The organism is Caulobacter sp. GW821-FHT05F04, from assembly GCF_059419665.1.
In genome coordinates this window covers 731,792-747,489 of the sequence record NZ_JBWKSF010000001.1, presented here as the reverse complement: position 1 = coordinate 747,489, position 15,698 = coordinate 731,792, and the positions used below count along the sequence as shown (strand labels likewise).

Genomic DNA, 15,698 nt, shown 5'->3' with positions numbered 1-15,698 from the left:
GACCCTGTGGCGATTTTGCGACAGAGAGGCGTGATGTGAATTACAATTTTGCAATGACAATTGACCCTCAGCGGCGCGCCCCCCTAACGTCCGTACAACCGGAGAAATGTTTTCCGGGACACCAGTGATCTCGTGGCGCCGTTTGGCGGTTTTTCCGCTCCAGGTCGGACAAAGTTTCTCGAGGGGTTCTGTCCGACTTGCCGCCCGCGCCACGCTCAGAGGGGATTTGAAAAGCATGGAATTCAACAAAGGTAGCGCACGCGCGCGCCTCGCGAAGGGCGTGAGCCGCGCCGCGCTCGGCATTGCGTTGAGCGTTTGCGTCGCCGGGGTCGCCCTGGCGCAAGCGTCGTCGGGCGCCCTGCGCGTCACGGTGACCGGTCCGAACGGCCAGCCCCTCGCGGGCGCCACGGTCCTGGTGAAGTCGCCGGACAGCATCCAGCCGCGCACGGGCGTGACCGACGCCGAAGGTAAGGTTCGCGTCAGCGGTCTCGACCCCTCGACCAACTACACCGTCACGGTGACCTCGGCGGGCTACAACGAGTTCAGCACCGGCAACGTCGCCGTCGTGTCGGGTCAGGACCGTTCGGTCGGCTATGCGCTGGCGGCTCAAGGCAACACGATCGAAGAAGTCGTCATCACCGGCCGTTCGCTGGCCGCGGTCGACGTGACCTCGGCCACCGTCAGCACCACCCTGAACCTGCAGACGGTGGAATCGCTCCCCACCGGCCGTAACTATCAGAGCTACCTGCAGTTGGTTCCGGGCGTGAAGCCCTCGTCGGGCGGCAACCCGTCGTCGCGTTCGGGCGTCAACTATTCGGACGTCGGCGGCGCCATCGGCTCCTCAAGCGACAACGTCTACTACATCGACGGCGTGAACGTGACCGACCCGCTGACGGGTACGTTCGGTTCGAACTTCAACTCGGAAATCATCCAGGAACAGCAGGTCATCGTCGGCGGCGTGCCGGCTGAATACGAAGGCGGTTCGGGCCTGATCTCGCGCGTCGTCACCAAGTCGGGCTCGAACGAGTGGCACGGCTCGGTCAACTACTACCTGCAGAACGACAGCCTGGTCGCCAAGGACAAGCACTCGACCTCGGGCGGCTTCAAGACCTATGACACGGCCTTCACCCTCGGCGGTCCGATCGTCAAGGACAAGCTGTGGGTCTTCGGTTCGTACCAGAAGAAGCACCGTTCGGACGAAGTGCTGAACCCGACCACGGGCACCGTTCGTCGTTCGGTCACCAGAGACGAAAAGTACGCCTTCTTCAAGGCTACCTGGCAGATCACCGACAACGACCGCCTGGTCGGCACGTTCTTCAACGACCCGACCGATATCAGCGGTTCGCGCGTTGCGACGGTCCTGAACAACCGCGACACCGCCCAAAAGCAGGGCGGTGACAACTACAAGATCGACTACACCCACACGTGGAACAACCTGTCGATCAACGCCTACTACTACAACCACAAGGCTGAGCTGACCTCACAGGCGGCCGATCAGACCGTCCGTGACAACGTGACGTTCCGCGGTCCGGGCTCGACCATCGAACAACGCCAGCTGGGCGGCGCCGGTACGAACTCGGAAACGCACCGCAACGCCGAAGAGTACGGCGTGAAGCTCGAGTACTACCTCGACACCGACTTCGGCAGTCACACCTTCAAGAGCGGCTACACGACGTCGAAGCACATCTACAAGAACAACAACACGATCCCGGGCAACGCCCAATATCAATCGATCGCTCTGGCCAACAGCGGCGCCACCTTCGCCGACTACTCGACCAACTCGCAGTGGACGGCGCGTCCGTTCTCGGCCGATGACCGCGTGCGGATCATCTCGGCGGCCAACGCCAGCGCGAACGCCGCGTATTTCCGTGGCCTGCTGGACTCCAATAGCGACGGTACGATCTCGACCACGGAAGTGAACGCCTACACCTTCGGGTCGACGGCGGGTAACCCCTACGGCAACGTGAACGCCTACCGCGCCCTGCGCACGACCGACGCGCCTTACACGATCAAGAGCGAAGGCGAGACGGCCTATCTGCAGGACACCTGGACCTGGAACCAACTGACGGTCGCCGCTGGTGTGCGCGCCGAAAAGTGGAGCCACTTCAGCTCGGGCGGCGACAAGCTGTTCACGTTCGACTGGAAGCTGGCTCCGCGCATCAACGTCGTCTACGACGTGACCGGAAACGGCCGCAGCAAGGTCTACGCGTACTACGGCCGGTACTACGACCCGATCCGTTCGGACATGGCCAACTTCGCCGGCAACCTGAGCGGCCCGGTCACCGAAGAGCAGATCTACCTCGGCAACCAATGGCTGACCTTCCGCACCCGCGGCGGCGCCGTGACGCCGGACTCGGTGTTCGGTCCGAACACCAAGACGCCGTTCACCGATGAGTACATGATCGGTGGCTCGACGACGATTGGTTCCTCGATCAACGTTTCGACCTCGCTGACGCGCCGCGTCACCAAGGACATCTTCGAAGACTACGATCTGGCCGTGTACTCGGATCCGACCTGTACGGTCGCGGTCTGCGGTCCGGATGGCGCGGCTTCGCCGGGCACCCCGTTCTACCTGCCGTACTCGTACTTCGGCTTCTCGTCGAAGCCGAACGCCAACTACGTCCTCGGCACCCTGGCCGGCGGCAAGCGTGAGTACACGGGCTTCGAACTGACGGTCACGAAGTTCAAGACCACCAACTGGTTTGGTCAGATGTCCTACACCCGCAACTGGTCGAAGGGTAACACCAACTCGGACGGCAACGCCGACTTCCAAGGCGACGTGATCGCCGTGGATCCGCGCGCGCCGAACATGTGGGGCCCGCAAGCGGGTAACATCAAGCACCAGTTCAAGGCTTATGGCGCTTACGACCTACCGTTCGGCCTGCAGGTCTCGGGCGTGTTCAACTGGAACAGCGGTGCGCTCTTCACGCCGGCCGCTCCGATCTCGGGCCGTTACTTCGCCCCGACCGATCCGGCGTACTACTACGGCGGCGTCCTGGCGGCTTACCCGCAAGCGGGCAAGGTCGGCAGCGAGAAGAACCCGTCGTACTATACCTTCGACATGCGCTTTAAGTACGAGCATGAAGTTCCGGGTCTGGGCGGCAAGGTCGAGTTCTTCCTCGACGCCTTCAACATCCTGAACAAGCAGTCGGCCAACAGCGTGCAAAAGCTGATCAACGGCGACGGCGTGTACAACTTCAAGGTCGCCAACGGCTGGGTTGAACCCCGCCGCTTCTACCTCGGCGCCCGCTACTCGTTCTAATCGAACCAGTAGTCCGCTCTAAAGTTGGACGCCGGTGCGCAAGCACCGGCGTCTTTCTTTTGGGCCTTGCTGCAAGCCGCTGACTGCAAGGTCAGCGGCTTTGCTGTGTCTGGGGGAGGCGGGGGCTATCGTGGCTCCGCGCTCAGATCTCACGCCATGCCCGCCCCTGTGGTGGGAAGCCCATGTCTGCCGCAAGGGTAGGGCTGTGGCCGGCCAGGCCCGCCTATCCACGGCCTCATGCCGGTTGAACCAGGGGGGCTGTGCGGGACTGACGGCGCTAGGGACGGCGCACAAACAGAAAGCCCCGACGCTGGCGGCGTCGGGGCTCTCGTCGTCTCTGACGGATGCGACGGTCGCCTTACCGGATTGGCGTGTCCGCCAGCACCGAGGCGCCGCCCGGCGCGGCCCGCAGGCGCGCCTTGGCCATTTCGTCCAGGATCGTCTGGGAGCGCGGATCGCCCAGCACCCAGGCGGCGGCCGCCAGGGTCTTGGCCGAGGTCTCGCTGACGCCCAGGAAGCGCTCGAAGGCCTCGAACGGCGACTTGCCGCCATCCATGCGCTTGAGGCGCACATCGTCCTTCAGCTTGGCCAGGGCCTTGGCCTTGTCGACCGCGTCGTAGAAGCCGCCCAGCTCGTCGACCAGGCCCAGTTGCTTGGCCTGCTCGCCGGTCCAGACGCGGCCCTTGGCGATCTCGCGCACGCGCTCGGGCGGCAGGTGACGGCCCTCGGCCACGCGGGCGACGAAGCCGGCATAGATGCGGTCCATCCAGCCGGAGAACTTGGCGCGCTGTTCGGGCGTGAAGCCCTCGCCCGCGCCGAAGGCCTGCGAATAGTCGCCGCCGACATGCAGGGGCTTGGTGTCGACGCCGAAGCGGGCCAGGGCGTCGCCCACGGCGAACTTGCCGCCGTAGACGCCGATCGAGCCGGTCAGGGTCGAGGGCTGGGCGACGATCGAATTGGCCTGGCTGGAGATCCAGTAGCCGCCCGAGGCCGCATAGGTCCCCATGCTGATCACCACCGGCTTGCCGGCCGCCTTGGCGGCCCTCACGGAGGCCAGGATCTGCTCCGAGGCGGTGTCCGAACCCCCTGGCGAGGAAACGCGGAACACGATCGCCTTGACGTCCTTGTCATCGATCGCCGTCTTGAAGGCCTGGGCCACGTTGTCGGAATAGACGTTGCCGTCGCCGCTGAACGGCGAGCCGCCGCCGTCGGAGCCCGTGACGATCGCGCCCTCGGCCCCGATCACGGCGATAGCCGGGCCCGTCTTGACGGTCGGCGGCTTGGAACGGGCGGCGTAGTCGTCGAAGTCGACCAGCTTGGCCCCCTTGCCGGCCTTGTCGAGGGCGAAGGCCTGGATGTCGCTGACCTGGCCGACCTTGTCGATCAGGCCCTTGCCTTGCGCTTCCTGGGCGCTGTACGGGCCCGCCTCGAGGGTCCTGGTCAGGGCGACCGGATCGCGCTTGCGGTCGATCGCCGCGCTGGTCAGGGCCGTGCGATAGACCGAGCCCATCCACGACAGCGTCGATTCCCGGTGGGCCGGCGTGTAGTCGCTGTAGAGGTAGGGATTGACCGCGTTCTTGTACTCGTAGCGCTGCTCATACTCGGCCTTGACGCCGTACTTGTCGAAGAAGCGCTTGAAGAACATCGCCTCCGACGAAACGCCGACCGCCTGGAAGCTCGAGTCGGGCTGCATCCAGAGCTCGCTGGAGGCCGCGCCCAGCATGTAGGTCGAGGTGACCATGCCGGACGGATAGAGCCCCTGGCTGTGGGCGTAGATCGGCTTCTTGCCGGTCTCGCGGAAGTGCTTGAACGCTAGGCGCAACTCGTCGGCCGCGGCCGGGGCCATGCCGCCCTCGGGCAGGCGCACCAGAACGGCCTGGACCTTGTCGTCCTTCTCGGCGCGCCGCAGCGTCTCGATGATCGACATCACCGAACTCCCGCCGCCGCCGAACGCGGCGAAGGGGTTCTGGGGCGCCTGGTCCGACAGGCCGCCCCGCAGGTCCAGCTGCAGCACGGTGTGGGTGGGAACGGGCGCGGGCCGCGCCGCGCCGGCGGCCATCACGATGAGCAGAAAGGGTACGCCGACCACGAACAGCAGAAGACCGACGAAGACGCCGGCGACGGTCAGGAAGAACTGCTTCATCGGAGGTCCTGTGAGCGAAACCGGCGACAAGCTAACCGCTGTTCGGGTTGCGACCAAATGAACAGCGCGCAACGCGCCCAAGTTCCGGCGAGTCGCAAGTCAGGCGTCGCTTTCGCGACGCCTAAACTTATGAATTTTGGGCTGTTTTCCCGCCTCTGGTTGGCGGGGAGGAAATGGTCGGAGTGGCAGGATTTGAACCTGCGACCCCTGCGTCCCGAACGCAGTGCTCTACCAGACTGAGCCACACTCCGACTTGGAGGCCGGCCTTATAGGGGGCGGTTTCGGAGGGCGCAAGCGCCTTTTTCGAGGTTCGTGTGACGGCCCGAAAAAAGTTCTGAAATGGGATGTTGCATCCATCCGAGTCGTGAGCTATTTCCACCGCCTCGCCGAGCCCTGAGGGGGTTCGCCGTTCCTGCTGGGGAATGGTGTAATGGTAACACTGCGGTTTTTGGTACCGTCATTCTAGGTTCGAGTCCTAGTTCCCCAGCCATCTCCCCCTTAACCTGTTGTAGGCGTTGAAACCCTTACAGCATAAGGGTTTCCGGAGCTGTATCTGCTACGGACGCCTGCTACGGAATGCGGTTCATGCAGAACGTCTGCACGCGCGGTAAGGGCCGCACATTCTACGTCAAGAAGGACATCCCTTCCGACGTTCGCCAGGCGTTTGGCGGGAAGGCGCAGGTCTGGCGATCGCTTGGCACCGCTAGTAAAGCCGAAGCTCTCCCCAAAGCGGCCGCCATCTTGGCCGAACTTGACGCACGGATCGCCGCAGCGCGGGCTCCGGTTGCGGTTTCGCCGTCGTCCGGCGTGGAAGTGCCGAAGGTCCCCAACATGTCGCCGGCTAGGCCTGCTGTGCGGCGTGAGCAATTGCTTGATGCCATCGAGGCATGGCGAAACGCGACGATCGATGGGGCGCAGAACGCCTTCTTCAACGGCGTTGCCACACCTTCGAGGATTTCGGCCTGGAGGACATGGCGCATTCAGAACGCCTCTATCGCCTTCAACAGCGCAAATGGTCCGAAATTGAAGAATTTGATCAGCGCTTGGTTGAAGCTCTGGGCGCGCGCGGCATCGCTAGCGTGAGCTTCCGGCGACGCCCAGCCAAGCACGTAGCCGACGCGCTGTGGGGTAGCTGCGGTGCCCTCCATTTGCTCGAGACGCCTGGTAATCATGTCCCGCTGATAATTCGAAACCAGGCCACAGAACTCGTCGAAATTCAGGTTGAAGGTTCGCCCGCACCCCAGCTGATAGCGGCGGCTGCGGTCATACCAGACCACGAGATATTCATCGTATGTCATCACGTTGATACTCCTAAGAAGAAAGGCCCCACCACGCGGGGGCGACGCGCAGCAAGGCCTGGCATTTCTTCTTGAAGGAAAGCGATCAGGAACTTTCTGCCGAAGCGGCAGACTTCGCCCCTGCTGCTTCGCCTATATTTATGACCTGACATTTTTCGGGGACCGCTTGAGCGGAATTTCCGCCGACCAGTAACTTAAGACCATCATAATAAGTGGAAATCCTGTGCGGACTTCCTGACGGCGAAGCAGTAACTTAAGACCATCTATCGAAGATAGATGATGCCTTCAGACACTCCCTCACCACCACGAACTCCACACAAGAAAGCCAGACCGGCGTGGATTACGCCTTCGCTCCGCGCGTTTCACGCGCTCGCTCGGCAATCCACTTGGTCAACGGCTTTCGCCTCTACTCGTTGGATGCCTTCGGCCGTCGCTGTCGCTCCACTCGGTCGCCTTCGGCTCCGTCCTGCGGACAGCCACCGGCCGCGAAAACCGCCGCCATAAGCGCTTACGCCCGCCACGATCCTCAAGAAGCTTATGGCAGGCGATGACGTGACGCCGACAGATGCAAAGGGAGCAATCAACGCCGCCATGGCCGTTTGCGGCTTGAGGGATGGTCACGGGCTTGTGGCCGAACAGCTTCTCAGCCTCCTCACGCGCTGCCTCGCGCTGGTGGAGGCCACGCCCACAGCGTCCGGGCTAAGTCACGTGCGACGTGCGGCGTGTCGCCTTGATGAGCTATTTTACCCGCTGTGAGGCCGAGATCGGTGCAGCGCATCAGCAACGACGAGGCTGCATTCGTCCCAGCATGATGGGGCGTCGAGATCTGCTTCCCTGGTGCATCTTTCCATGACTAGGTGCGAGCCCACACTCGCGATTGGGGGCGACGCCGGGGTGAAAAGCTTTAACCGACAGTTGGAAGAAATCCGTCGTGCTAGCGACGAGCTGGAGCGCGAAAAGCGGGAAATCGCGAGGCAGATAAGGCGTATGGGCCCGAGCGCAGCGAAAGAAGCCTTGATAGCTCGGTGTCTGAATGACCTGCACATGGATCGCTCGGACTTCGGGCCGGTTCCAAAGCAGGCGCGCGCAGATTGGACGCCTCAGCAATGGATCGCGTTGTCGATTGATTTAAAGGCTGAGGCGAGGATTTGGAGCCGCGCTGGACGATTCGATAAGGCTGCGGAATGTGAACGCCAGGCTACTGCAGCCGAGGGGAATTCAAAACGGGTGGCGTCGACTCAGGAGGCCGCTGCCGGTACGGCAAGTGACAGGCGGCGGTAAGGCGGCGGCTTATCCGCTGTGAAGCCTGAGACTGGCCGTGCGAATCAGCAACGACTATCTGCTACGGATGGCTGCCTTTGGCTGATGAGGCGCGCGTCGTATAGATTGTTGTTTTTATTGGTTTAATTGTCTAACTTTATGCGGGTGGGCGATAAATCCTAGTTCCCCAGCCACTTCCTTCCATCAATGTCAGGCTGATCTTCAGCCCTTGGGCGCGTTCCGCTCTTGATCAGCGCGGCGGTCGTTTCCGCGCCCGCGTGGCGGATCTCCGAAGTTCGCGATACCGCAGTCTCGTCGCCGAGGTCCCAAAAGGTCAAGCGCGGCGAGGATACAATCGATTGGCAAGTCCAGCCGCGCAATGATCTTGTCGGCGAAAGCCTATTCCTGGGCGACGAGGGGCAATCGGCGCCGCTGCGAGCGTTGAGCGGGCGCATGTCGCGGTATTGGCCCCTGGGGTGTCAGAACTCATCCAAGTCGAGTTCGCAGTTGCGAGATAGAGGGACTCACGTTGGGGTTTAGCTACCGAATCGATGCCTGATAACAGCGTTGTCATCGTTATAGTTGGCGAAAATTAGCGCTGCTGAGCGCGCTCAACGACAGTCAATTGTTACGGTACTTCACGAATTGGCTGACAAATCGTGGGTAAACTACTTGTCTTTCTCAGGCGACCGTGTAATTGCGGATCAAAGGGGAATGGAGTTGTGATCGTGGAAGATAAAGCGACCTTAATCGAGCTCACCGCCGAGATCGTGGCCAACTATGTGGCCAATAACGTTACGCCGGTTTCGGAACTTCCTGCGTTGATCCGCGCTACGCACGACGCTCTGGCCGGTATTGGCGCGCCGCCGGCGCCCACGGTCGAGGCCGTGACCAAGGCGACTCCGGCTCAGATCCGTAAGAGCATTACGCCGGAAGCTCTGATCAGCTTCGAAGACGGCAAGCCCTACAAGACTCTGAAGCGCCACCTCACGACCCACGGTATGACCGTGGCCGAGTACAAGGCCAAGTGGGGTCTGCCGAACGACTATCCGACCACGGCGCCCGCCTATAGCGAAGCCCGTTCGGCGATGGCCAAGGCCCTTGGCCTGGGCCAGGGCGGCCGCAAGGGCAAGGCTACGCGCTCGCGCAAGGGCTGATCGCTCATCAGCCTTTAGAACGACGAAGGGGACGCCGGCGAGCGTCCCCTTTTTCGTATCCGCCCTTTGGCGGGCTCAGGCGGCGCCGCGTCCCTCGGTCTCATCGACCTCCGTGATCGCCAGCGCCTGGGCCAGGGCCTCGACCAGGCGCGGAACCTCGACGGGTTTAGGCACCATGGCGTCCATGCCGGCGTCGGCATAGAGCGTCCGCTCATGGGTCAGCACGCTGGCGGTCACGGCGATGATCGGGGTGCGAGGCCGGCCTGTCCGGCGCTCGCCCTCACGGATGGCCCTGCTAGCCTCTACCCCATCCATGACCGGCATGTGCACGTCCATCAGGATCGCGTCCCAGCGGTCCCTCTCCCACATCGCCACCGCGTCGCGGCCGTCAACGGCGAAGTGGCCGTCGACGCCCAGATGACTCAGCAGGGTCAGCAGCACGGCGCGATTGGTCTGGTTGTCATCGACGACCAGGATCCGCGGCGCGCTGGCCTTGTCCTCGAGCTCGGGCGCGGCGATGTTCAGGGCCGGAGCGGGCGCGGTCTTGGCCATCGGCAGGACAACAGTGAAGCAGGCGCCGCCCTCGGCCGGGGCCGAGAAGGTGATCGCGCCGCCCATCAGCTCGATCAGGGTCTTGCAGATCGCCAGGCCCAGGCCTGAGCCGCCGGCCTGGCGGGTGCTGGAGCTGTCCAGCTGGGCGAACTTGGTGAACAGCCGTTCGCGCTGGTCCTCGGGGATGCCGACACCGGTGTCGATGACGCGCGCGGTCAGCGTCGTGGCGTCGCCCTCGACGATCACCCGCACCGCGCCGGCCTCGGTGAACTTCACGGCGTTGGAGATCAGGTTCGACAGCACCTGGCGCAGGCGCTCGGCGTCGCCCAGGCGCCAGCCGCCAGCGTCGGGCGCGACCTCCAGGCTGAACGCCAGGTCCTTGTCGCGCGCCAGGCCGCCATAGAGCTGGCGCAGCGTATTGAGTTGGGCGCAGAGGTCGAACGGGGCGGGCCGGATCTCCATCTTGCCGGCCTCGATCTTGGAGATGTCGAGAATGGCGTTGATCACGCCCAGCAGCGACTGGCCCGAGGCGGCGATGGTTTCCAGGCGCTGACGCTGGTCGGGCGAGAGGTCGCCGGTCCCCATGATCTGGGCCATGCCCAGCACGCCGTTCAACGGGGTGCGGATCTCGTGGCTCATGGTGGCCAGGAATTCGGTCTTGGCGCGGTTGGCGGTCTCGGCGGCCAAGGCCAGCGCCTGGGCCTCGGTCTTCAGGCGGCGGTTCTCGATCAGCTCGCGCTGCAGCTCGGCGTTCAGAGTCTCGCTGGCCAGACGCGCTCGTACTTCACGGCGGACGACGCCACGCATCAGGGTCGACATGCCGACCGCCGAGAAGGCGCCGGCCAGGCCGACGAAGATGAATTGGTCGATCATCTCCTTCGAGGCGTGGCGGATCATCCAGGTCAGGCTGGCGATGGCGGCGGCCACGCTGATCAGCGCCACGCGGCGGCTGGGGGCCGAGGTGGCGAAAACCAGGGCCATCAGCACGAAATAGACCAGCTTCTGGGCTTCGAAATGCAGGGTCTGGTAGGCCAGGGTGTTGGCCAGGAACAGGGCGTTCATGCCCAAGCTGACGGCTTCCAGCGACAGGCCCATGATCCTGCCGCGGCTAAGGGCGACCCAACTCCACAAGGCATAGAGCGCGGAGCTTACGGCCAGGCCTTCCAGCACCAGAAGCTCGCCGCCCTTCTCGTAGAAGGGGTGGGATAGGCTGATCAAAGCATAGTAAACGGCCGCCGCGATCAGGTAGCCGCGTACGATTGGCACGTAAGCCCGCATCAGCGCGGTCGTCGTCCGCCGCTTTTCGTCCATCTCAGAAGTTCTCCCGAACCTTCCCAGGCGGGAAAGCTATGGGGGGGACTGGTTAAACTTCGTTCTGGCGTAACAATATTTTACAATTACACGCCGCTGAGGGCCATGCCGGGCGCGTCCGGCGGAGTCTCGCCGCCGCCGTTGAGCGGGCGCTGCATCCACACCAGGTCGACCCAGCGGCCGAACTTGTGGCCCATGTCCGGGAAAACGCCCTTCTTTTCAAAGCCAAGCGCCGCATGCAGGCCGATCGAGGCCGTGTTGCCGCTGTCGCCGATCACCGCGCACATTTGCCGCAGACCCAAGGCTTCGCAACGGAGGATCAACGCCTCCAGCAGCGCCCGACCAACGCCCTTGCCGACCGCCTTGGGCGAGACATAGACGCTGTCCTCGACCGTGTAGCGATAGGCCGCGCGCAGGCGGAACGGGCCGGCGTAGCAGTAGCCGACAACCTCGCCGTCCAGCTCGGCGACGAGATAGGGCAGGCCGCGATCGAGGAAGTTCGCGCGGCGGCGGGTCATCTCGGCCTGGTCCGGCGGAACCTCTTCGAACGTGCCTAGCCCGTTCAGGACGTTCCAGGCGTAGATCTCGGTGATGGCGGGCAGGTCTGCGTCGACGGAAGGGCGGATAACGACGGAACTCATTTCGACCAGCCCTTTTCCACCGCCCAGACGGCGAACGCGTAGTCGAGCGCGATCTCCTTGAGGAAATCGAAGCGTCCCGAGGCCCCGCCGTGGCCGGCGTCCATATTGATCTTCAGCAGAACGGGATTGCTGCTGGTCGTGAAGTCGCGGAGCTTGGCGACCCACTTCTCGGGCTCCCAGTAGGTGACGCGCGGGTCGGAGAGGCCGCCGGTGGCCAGGACGGCCGGATAGGGCTTGGCCGAGACGTTGTCGTACGGCGAGTAGCTGGCGATGTAGTCGTAGGCCTCCTTGTCCTCCAGCGGATTGCCCCACTCGGGCCATTCCGGCGGGGTCAGGGGCAGGGACGTGTCGCTCATGGTATTGACCACGTCGACGAACGGCACGGCGGCGATGATCCCGGCGAACAGGTCCGGGCGCATGTTGGTGATGGCGCCCATCAGCAGGCCGCCGGCCGAGCCGCCATAGGCGACCGTGTTCGAAGGCGCGCCGTAACCGGCCGCGTGCAGGTGCTCGGCGCAGGCGATGAAGTCGGTGAAGGTGTTCTTCTTCTTGAACTTCTTGCCGTCCAGGAACCAGCCCCAGCCCTTTTCCGAGCCGCCGCGCGGGCAGGCCGTGGCCCAGATCCAGCCGCGGTCGACCAGGCTGAGGTTCCGGATCGAGAAGCTGGGCTCCATCGCGATGCCGTAGCTGCCATAGCCGTAGAGCAGCAGCGGGGCCGAGCCGTCCAGCGGGGTTCCCTTCTTCATCAGGATGAACACCGGCACGTCGGTCCCGTCGCTGGCCTTGGCGTTCAGGCGGCGGGTCTCGTACTGGGCCGGGTCGTGGCCGGAGGGGATTTCCTGGGTCTTGCGCAGGGTGCGCTGGCGCGAGGCCATGTCGTAGTCGAACCACTGCCGGGGCGTGGTCATCGAGTTGTAGACGAAGCGCAGGCTCGCGGTGTCGTACTCGTAGCCGCCTTCCAGGCTGAGCGCATAGGCCGCCTCGTCGAAGCAGATGGTGTGCTCGTCACCGTTCACGGCGGTGACCACGACCTGGTTCAGCGCGTCGACCTTCTCCAGCCGCACGAACCAGGCCTTGAAGGCCATGGTCCCGGAGATCAGGCGGCCCGGCTGGTGGGCGATCCAGTCCTTCCAGTTCGCCTTGCCGGTGGCGTTCTCCGGCGCGGTGACCAGCTTCCAGTCGACCGCGCCGTCGGCGTTGGTGCGGATCACCCAGTGGTCGTTCCAGTGCTCGACCTCGTAGCGGACGCCGACCTCGCGCGGGTGGAAGACGACCGGCGTCGCGGTGGGCGTCGCGGCGGGGATCAGCAGGTTCTCGCTGGTCTCCTGGTTGCCGCAGGAGATGACGACATATTTCTCGGAGCTGGTGACGCCGACGCCGATGAAGAACCCTTCGTCGGGCTCGTCATAGATCAGCACGTCGTCCTGGGCCGTTCCCCTGGCCGGGCGACGATAGATCTTGGCCGGCCGGCCGTTGTCGTCCCGGAACGTCCAGTACAGCCACTGGCTGTCGGGCGAGAAACAGAAGTCGCCGGTGGTGCTCTCGACGGGACTTTCCAGGACCTCGCCGGTCGCCAGGTCCTTCACATGGACGCGGTAGACCTCCGAACCCTGCTCGTCGACGGCGAAGGCGTAGAGCTTGTGGTCCGGCGAATGGCTGGCCGCGCCGACCTGGTAGAAGGCCTTGCCCTTCGACTCGGTCTCTTCGTCGAGCAGGATCTCCTCGGCGCCGCCGCCAACTGCCTTGCGAGCGTGGATCGGGTGCTGCGCGCCCTTCTCGAAGCGGGTGTAGTACTCGAACGGGCCATCCTTGGCGGGAACGCTGGCGTCGTCCTCCTTGATGCGGCCCTTCATCTCCTCGAACATCGCCGTCTGCAGCGCCTCGGTCGAGGCGAGCATGGCCTTGGCGTAGGCGTTCTCCTCGGTCAGGTGCGCCTTGACGTCGGCCTTGATCAGGGCCGGGTCGCGCAGAACCTTCTGCCAGTTGTCGTCCTTCATCCAGGCATAGTCGTCGACGCGGGTGCGCCCCAGCTGCTCGATCGTCTTGGGGATCTTGCGCGCGACCGGGGGAACGGGGCGGACTGCGTCTGAGGACATGGCGGATCCGAAAGCTATTCCAGGGAGGACTGTGGGGGATGACGTAAGCGTCGCGGCCGCGCTCGTCATCATCTGTCGCCGGTTCATGGCCAGAATTTTCCCCAACAGGCTCTAACGCGCGACTGCGGCAGAACGACAACTTGCGGCGCGAGAATCCTGTGGTCAAACTCACTCGGTAGTCGGGCGAGTAGTCGAGTTAAGCGTAACCAAGGGGGCGATATGGCCTGGGATCTCTCCGTCGACCTGATCAAGGCGACGGTTCAGATTGAGCAGCCGCTGGGTGACGGTACGCGGACGGTCGGCACCGGCTTTCTGATCTCCGACCCGACCCCGGACGGCAAGCCGCGGACCATCCTGGTCACCGCCGCCCACGTGTTCGACAAGATGCCTTCCGTCTCGGCCAAGATCGGCTACCGCATCGAAGGCGGCGACGGCGTCTGGCGCTTCGATCCCGAGACCCTGAAGATCCGCGACGGCGACCACCCGCTGTGGGTCAAACACCCGACCCGCGACATCGCGGTCATGGTGGTCGAGGCGCCGCCCGAGTTCGTCAAGGCCGCCATCCCGATCAACTACCTGGCCCAGGACGACACCTTCAACAAGTTCAACCTCGGCCCCGGCGACGAGATGATGGCGCTGGGCTTCCCGCGCGGTCTCTCCGCCAATCCGGCCGGCTTCCCGATCCTGCGTTCGGGCCGGGTGGCGTCGTACCCGCTGGCGCCGGCCGCCAACTTCCCGACCTTCCTGATGGACTTCTCGGTGTTCCCCGGCAATTCGGGCGGACCGGTGTTCATGGCCGAGGGCGCGCGCCGTCGGCCGGGCGCCAGCGAAAGCCAGGAAGTCCAGTTCGTGGCCGGCCTCCTGACCCAGCAGGTCGAGCTTTCGGGCGAGCGCCTGGAGATCGGCATCGTCACCCACGCCAAGTTCATCCGCGAGACCCTGGCCCTGCTGGACAAGGTTCCCGGCTCGCCGGTCACCCAGGCGCGGCTGACCAAGCCGGAGCCGGCCATCCTTGGCGCGGTCGCGGCGGTGGCGATCTCGGCCAATGCGATGGGGGCTTCACACTAGCCTTGAGCGTGGCGGGCGCCGAAACCGCTCACACTTTCCGCCGCCGCGCTCTAGCGACTATTTCGGAACGCGATGCGCGCGGGGCCCGTTCTTGTGGGGAGTACAACACCACACAGGAGTAAGCCATGAGCACCAATCGTGTCGAAGGCGCCATCGACAAGGGCGTGGGCGCCGTCAAGGAAGCCGCTGGCAAGGCCACCGGCAACGAACGCCTCGAAGCCGAAGGCATGGCCCAAAAGGCCAAGGGCGACGTGCAGAACAAGGTCGGCCAGGTTCAGGACAAGATCGGCGACGCCATCAAGAAGTGACCACCCGCCTATGACTGACCGAAGCGGCCGCCGGAGCGATCCGGCGGCCGCTTTGCGTTTGGGTCGAGCCCTGTCAGGCGGCCGCTTCCTCGTAGGTCGCGGCATAGGCCACCGGGAAGTTCACCGACCTGGCGATGAAGCAGACCTTGTGAATCTCATGGTGGATGGCGTCGGCCTTGGCGAGATCCGCGCCGCGCTCGACCCGGATATGGGGCTTCAGCGTCGCGCTCAGGAACCGGCCAGCGCCGTCCGGCGTGCTTTCGCCGACGCCGATCGGCTGATCCCGGTAGCCGCGCACCACGATCCCGGCCGCCGAGGCCAGGTGCAGGTACCACAGCATGTGGCAGGCGCTCAGCGAGGACAGCAGCAGGTCTTCGGGATTGTGCAGTGTCGGGTCGCCGCCCAGCAGCGGGTCGTTGGAACAGGGCACCGGCGGCTTGCCGGGCGTGGCGATGGTCCAGGTGCGATCGTAGCCACGATAGGTGCGCGTGCCCTGGCCCCGGTCGCCGGTCCATTCGATCAGGCTGGTATAGTCGTGTTGCTTGGCCATCAGACGCTCCTCGGACCGCTGGACGCTAGCGCGATTCCGGCGGTCCGAGGGT

At 64.3% G+C, this 15,698-nt stretch carries 10 protein-coding genes, 2 tRNA genes and 1 pseudogene; 6 read left to right on the top strand and 7 right to left on the bottom strand.

The window, feature by feature from the left end; translation table 11 throughout:
- Positions 1 to 280 precede the first annotated feature (280 nt).
- Positions 281 to 3,262 (top strand): outer membrane beta-barrel protein, encoded by a 2,982-nt coding sequence (locus AC07R7_RS03480; protein WP_494634155.1) that lies wholly within the window; start codon positions 281 to 283, stop codon positions 3,260 to 3,262.
- A gap of 358 nt (positions 3,263 to 3,620) precedes the next feature.
- On the opposite strand, the gene sppA is transcribed toward AC07R7_RS03480, so the two are convergent.
- Both sppA and AC07R7_RS03470 read right to left on the bottom strand, forming a co-directional pair.
- Positions 3,621 to 5,405 (bottom strand): signal peptide peptidase SppA, encoded by a 1,785-nt coding sequence (gene sppA, locus AC07R7_RS03475; RefSeq protein WP_494634154.1) that lies wholly within the window; start codon positions 5,403 to 5,405, stop codon positions 3,621 to 3,623.
- A gap of 174 nt (positions 5,406 to 5,579) precedes the next feature.
- A tRNA-Pro gene (locus tag AC07R7_RS03470) sits at positions 5,580 to 5,656 on the bottom strand.
- A 165-nt stretch (positions 5,657 to 5,821) separates the two neighbouring features.
- Between AC07R7_RS03470 and AC07R7_RS03465 the strand changes: the two genes are divergently transcribed.
- Positions 5,822 to 5,895: transfer RNA gene (locus AC07R7_RS03465), tRNA-Gln, on the top strand.
- A gap of 86 nt (positions 5,896 to 5,981) precedes the next feature.
- Entirely contained in the window at positions 5,982 to 6,488 is a 507-nt protein-coding gene (locus tag AC07R7_RS03460; protein ID WP_494634153.1) for a DUF6538 domain-containing protein, read from the top strand.
- Here the strand turns inward: AC07R7_RS03460 and AC07R7_RS03455 are convergent.
- Positions 6,386 to 6,703, bottom strand: a complete 318-nt coding sequence (locus AC07R7_RS03455; protein WP_494634284.1) for a hypothetical protein — start codon at positions 6,701 to 6,703, stop codon at positions 6,386 to 6,388. The two genes, AC07R7_RS03460 and AC07R7_RS03455, sit on opposite strands and share 103 nt — an antisense overlap.
- A 1,988-nt stretch (positions 6,704 to 8,691) precedes the next feature.
- Here AC07R7_RS03455 and AC07R7_RS03450 point away from each other — a divergent pair.
- Positions 8,692 to 9,120 carry a Ros/MucR family transcriptional regulator gene (locus AC07R7_RS03450; RefSeq protein ID WP_125156069.1) on the top strand — a complete coding sequence of 143 codons (429 nt, stop codon included), beginning with the start codon at positions 8,692 to 8,694 and terminating at the stop codon, positions 9,118 to 9,120.
- A 75-nt stretch (positions 9,121 to 9,195) separates the two neighbouring features.
- Here the strand turns inward: AC07R7_RS03450 and AC07R7_RS03445 are convergent, their stop codons facing one another.
- The 3 genes from AC07R7_RS03445 to AC07R7_RS03435 form a co-directional block, all read right to left on the bottom strand.
- Positions 9,196 to 10,983: an ATP-binding protein gene (locus AC07R7_RS03445; protein WP_494634152.1), complete on the bottom strand. Its 1,788-nt coding sequence runs from the start codon at positions 10,981 to 10,983 to the stop codon at positions 9,196 to 9,198.
- 86 nt (positions 10,984 to 11,069) lie between these two features.
- Complete coding sequence (locus AC07R7_RS03440) at positions 11,070 to 11,624, bottom strand: GNAT family N-acetyltransferase (protein WP_494634151.1); 555 nt, start codon at positions 11,622 to 11,624, stop codon at positions 11,070 to 11,072.
- Positions 11,621 to 13,807, bottom strand: a complete 2,187-nt coding sequence (locus AC07R7_RS03435; RefSeq protein WP_494634150.1) for a S9 family peptidase — start codon at positions 13,805 to 13,807, stop codon at positions 11,621 to 11,623. The genes AC07R7_RS03440 and AC07R7_RS03435 overlap by 4 nt, the downstream gene beginning before the upstream one ends.
- Before the next feature lie 132 nt (positions 13,808 to 13,939).
- Here AC07R7_RS03435 and AC07R7_RS03430 point away from each other — a divergent pair, with 132 nt between their 5' ends.
- A complete protein-coding gene (locus AC07R7_RS03430; RefSeq protein ID WP_494634149.1) occupies positions 13,940 to 14,788 on the top strand; it encodes a trypsin-like serine peptidase in 849 nt (282 codons plus the stop codon).
- Positions 14,789 to 14,913: 125 nt separating this feature from the next.
- A pseudogene (locus tag AC07R7_RS03425) lies at positions 14,914 to 15,110 on the top strand (CsbD family protein).
- A 59-nt stretch (positions 15,111 to 15,169) separates the two neighbouring features.
- Here AC07R7_RS03425 and AC07R7_RS03420 read toward each other — a convergent pair.
- Positions 15,170 to 15,646, bottom strand: a complete 477-nt coding sequence (locus tag AC07R7_RS03420) for an OsmC family protein (RefSeq protein WP_494634148.1) — start codon at positions 15,644 to 15,646, stop codon at positions 15,170 to 15,172.
- Between the last annotated feature and the right edge of the window lie 52 nt (positions 15,647 to 15,698).

What these genes read in the sequence shown, in the direction of transcription:
- AC07R7_RS03430 (WP_494634149.1), top strand. Translation starts at nt 13,940, where the DNA reads ATGGCCTGGGATCTCTCCGTCGACCTGATCAAGGCGACGGTTCAGATT.
- AC07R7_RS03420 (WP_494634148.1), bottom strand. Translation starts at nt 15,646, where the DNA reads ATGGCCAAGCAACACGACTATACCAGCCTGATCGAATGGACCGGCGAC.
- AC07R7_RS03460 (WP_494634153.1), top strand. Translation starts at nt 5,982, where the DNA reads ATGCGGTTCATGCAGAACGTCTGCACGCGCGGTAAGGGCCGCACATTC.
- AC07R7_RS03435 (WP_494634150.1), bottom strand. Translation starts at nt 13,807, where the DNA reads ATGAACCGGCGACAGATGATGACGAGCGCGGCCGCGACGCTTACGTCA.
- sppA (WP_494634154.1), bottom strand. Translation starts at nt 5,405, where the DNA reads ATGAAGCAGTTCTTCCTGACCGTCGCCGGCGTCTTCGTCGGTCTTCTG.
- AC07R7_RS03455 (WP_494634284.1), bottom strand. Translation starts at nt 6,703, where the DNA reads ATGACATACGATGAATATCTCGTGGTCTGGTATGACCGCAGCCGCCGC.
- AC07R7_RS03440 (WP_494634151.1), bottom strand. Translation starts at nt 11,624, where the DNA reads ATGAGTTCCGTCGTTATCCGCCCTTCCGTCGACGCAGACCTGCCCGCC.
- AC07R7_RS03445 (WP_494634152.1), bottom strand. Translation starts at nt 10,983, where the DNA reads ATGGACGAAAAGCGGCGGACGACGACCGCGCTGATGCGGGCTTACGTG.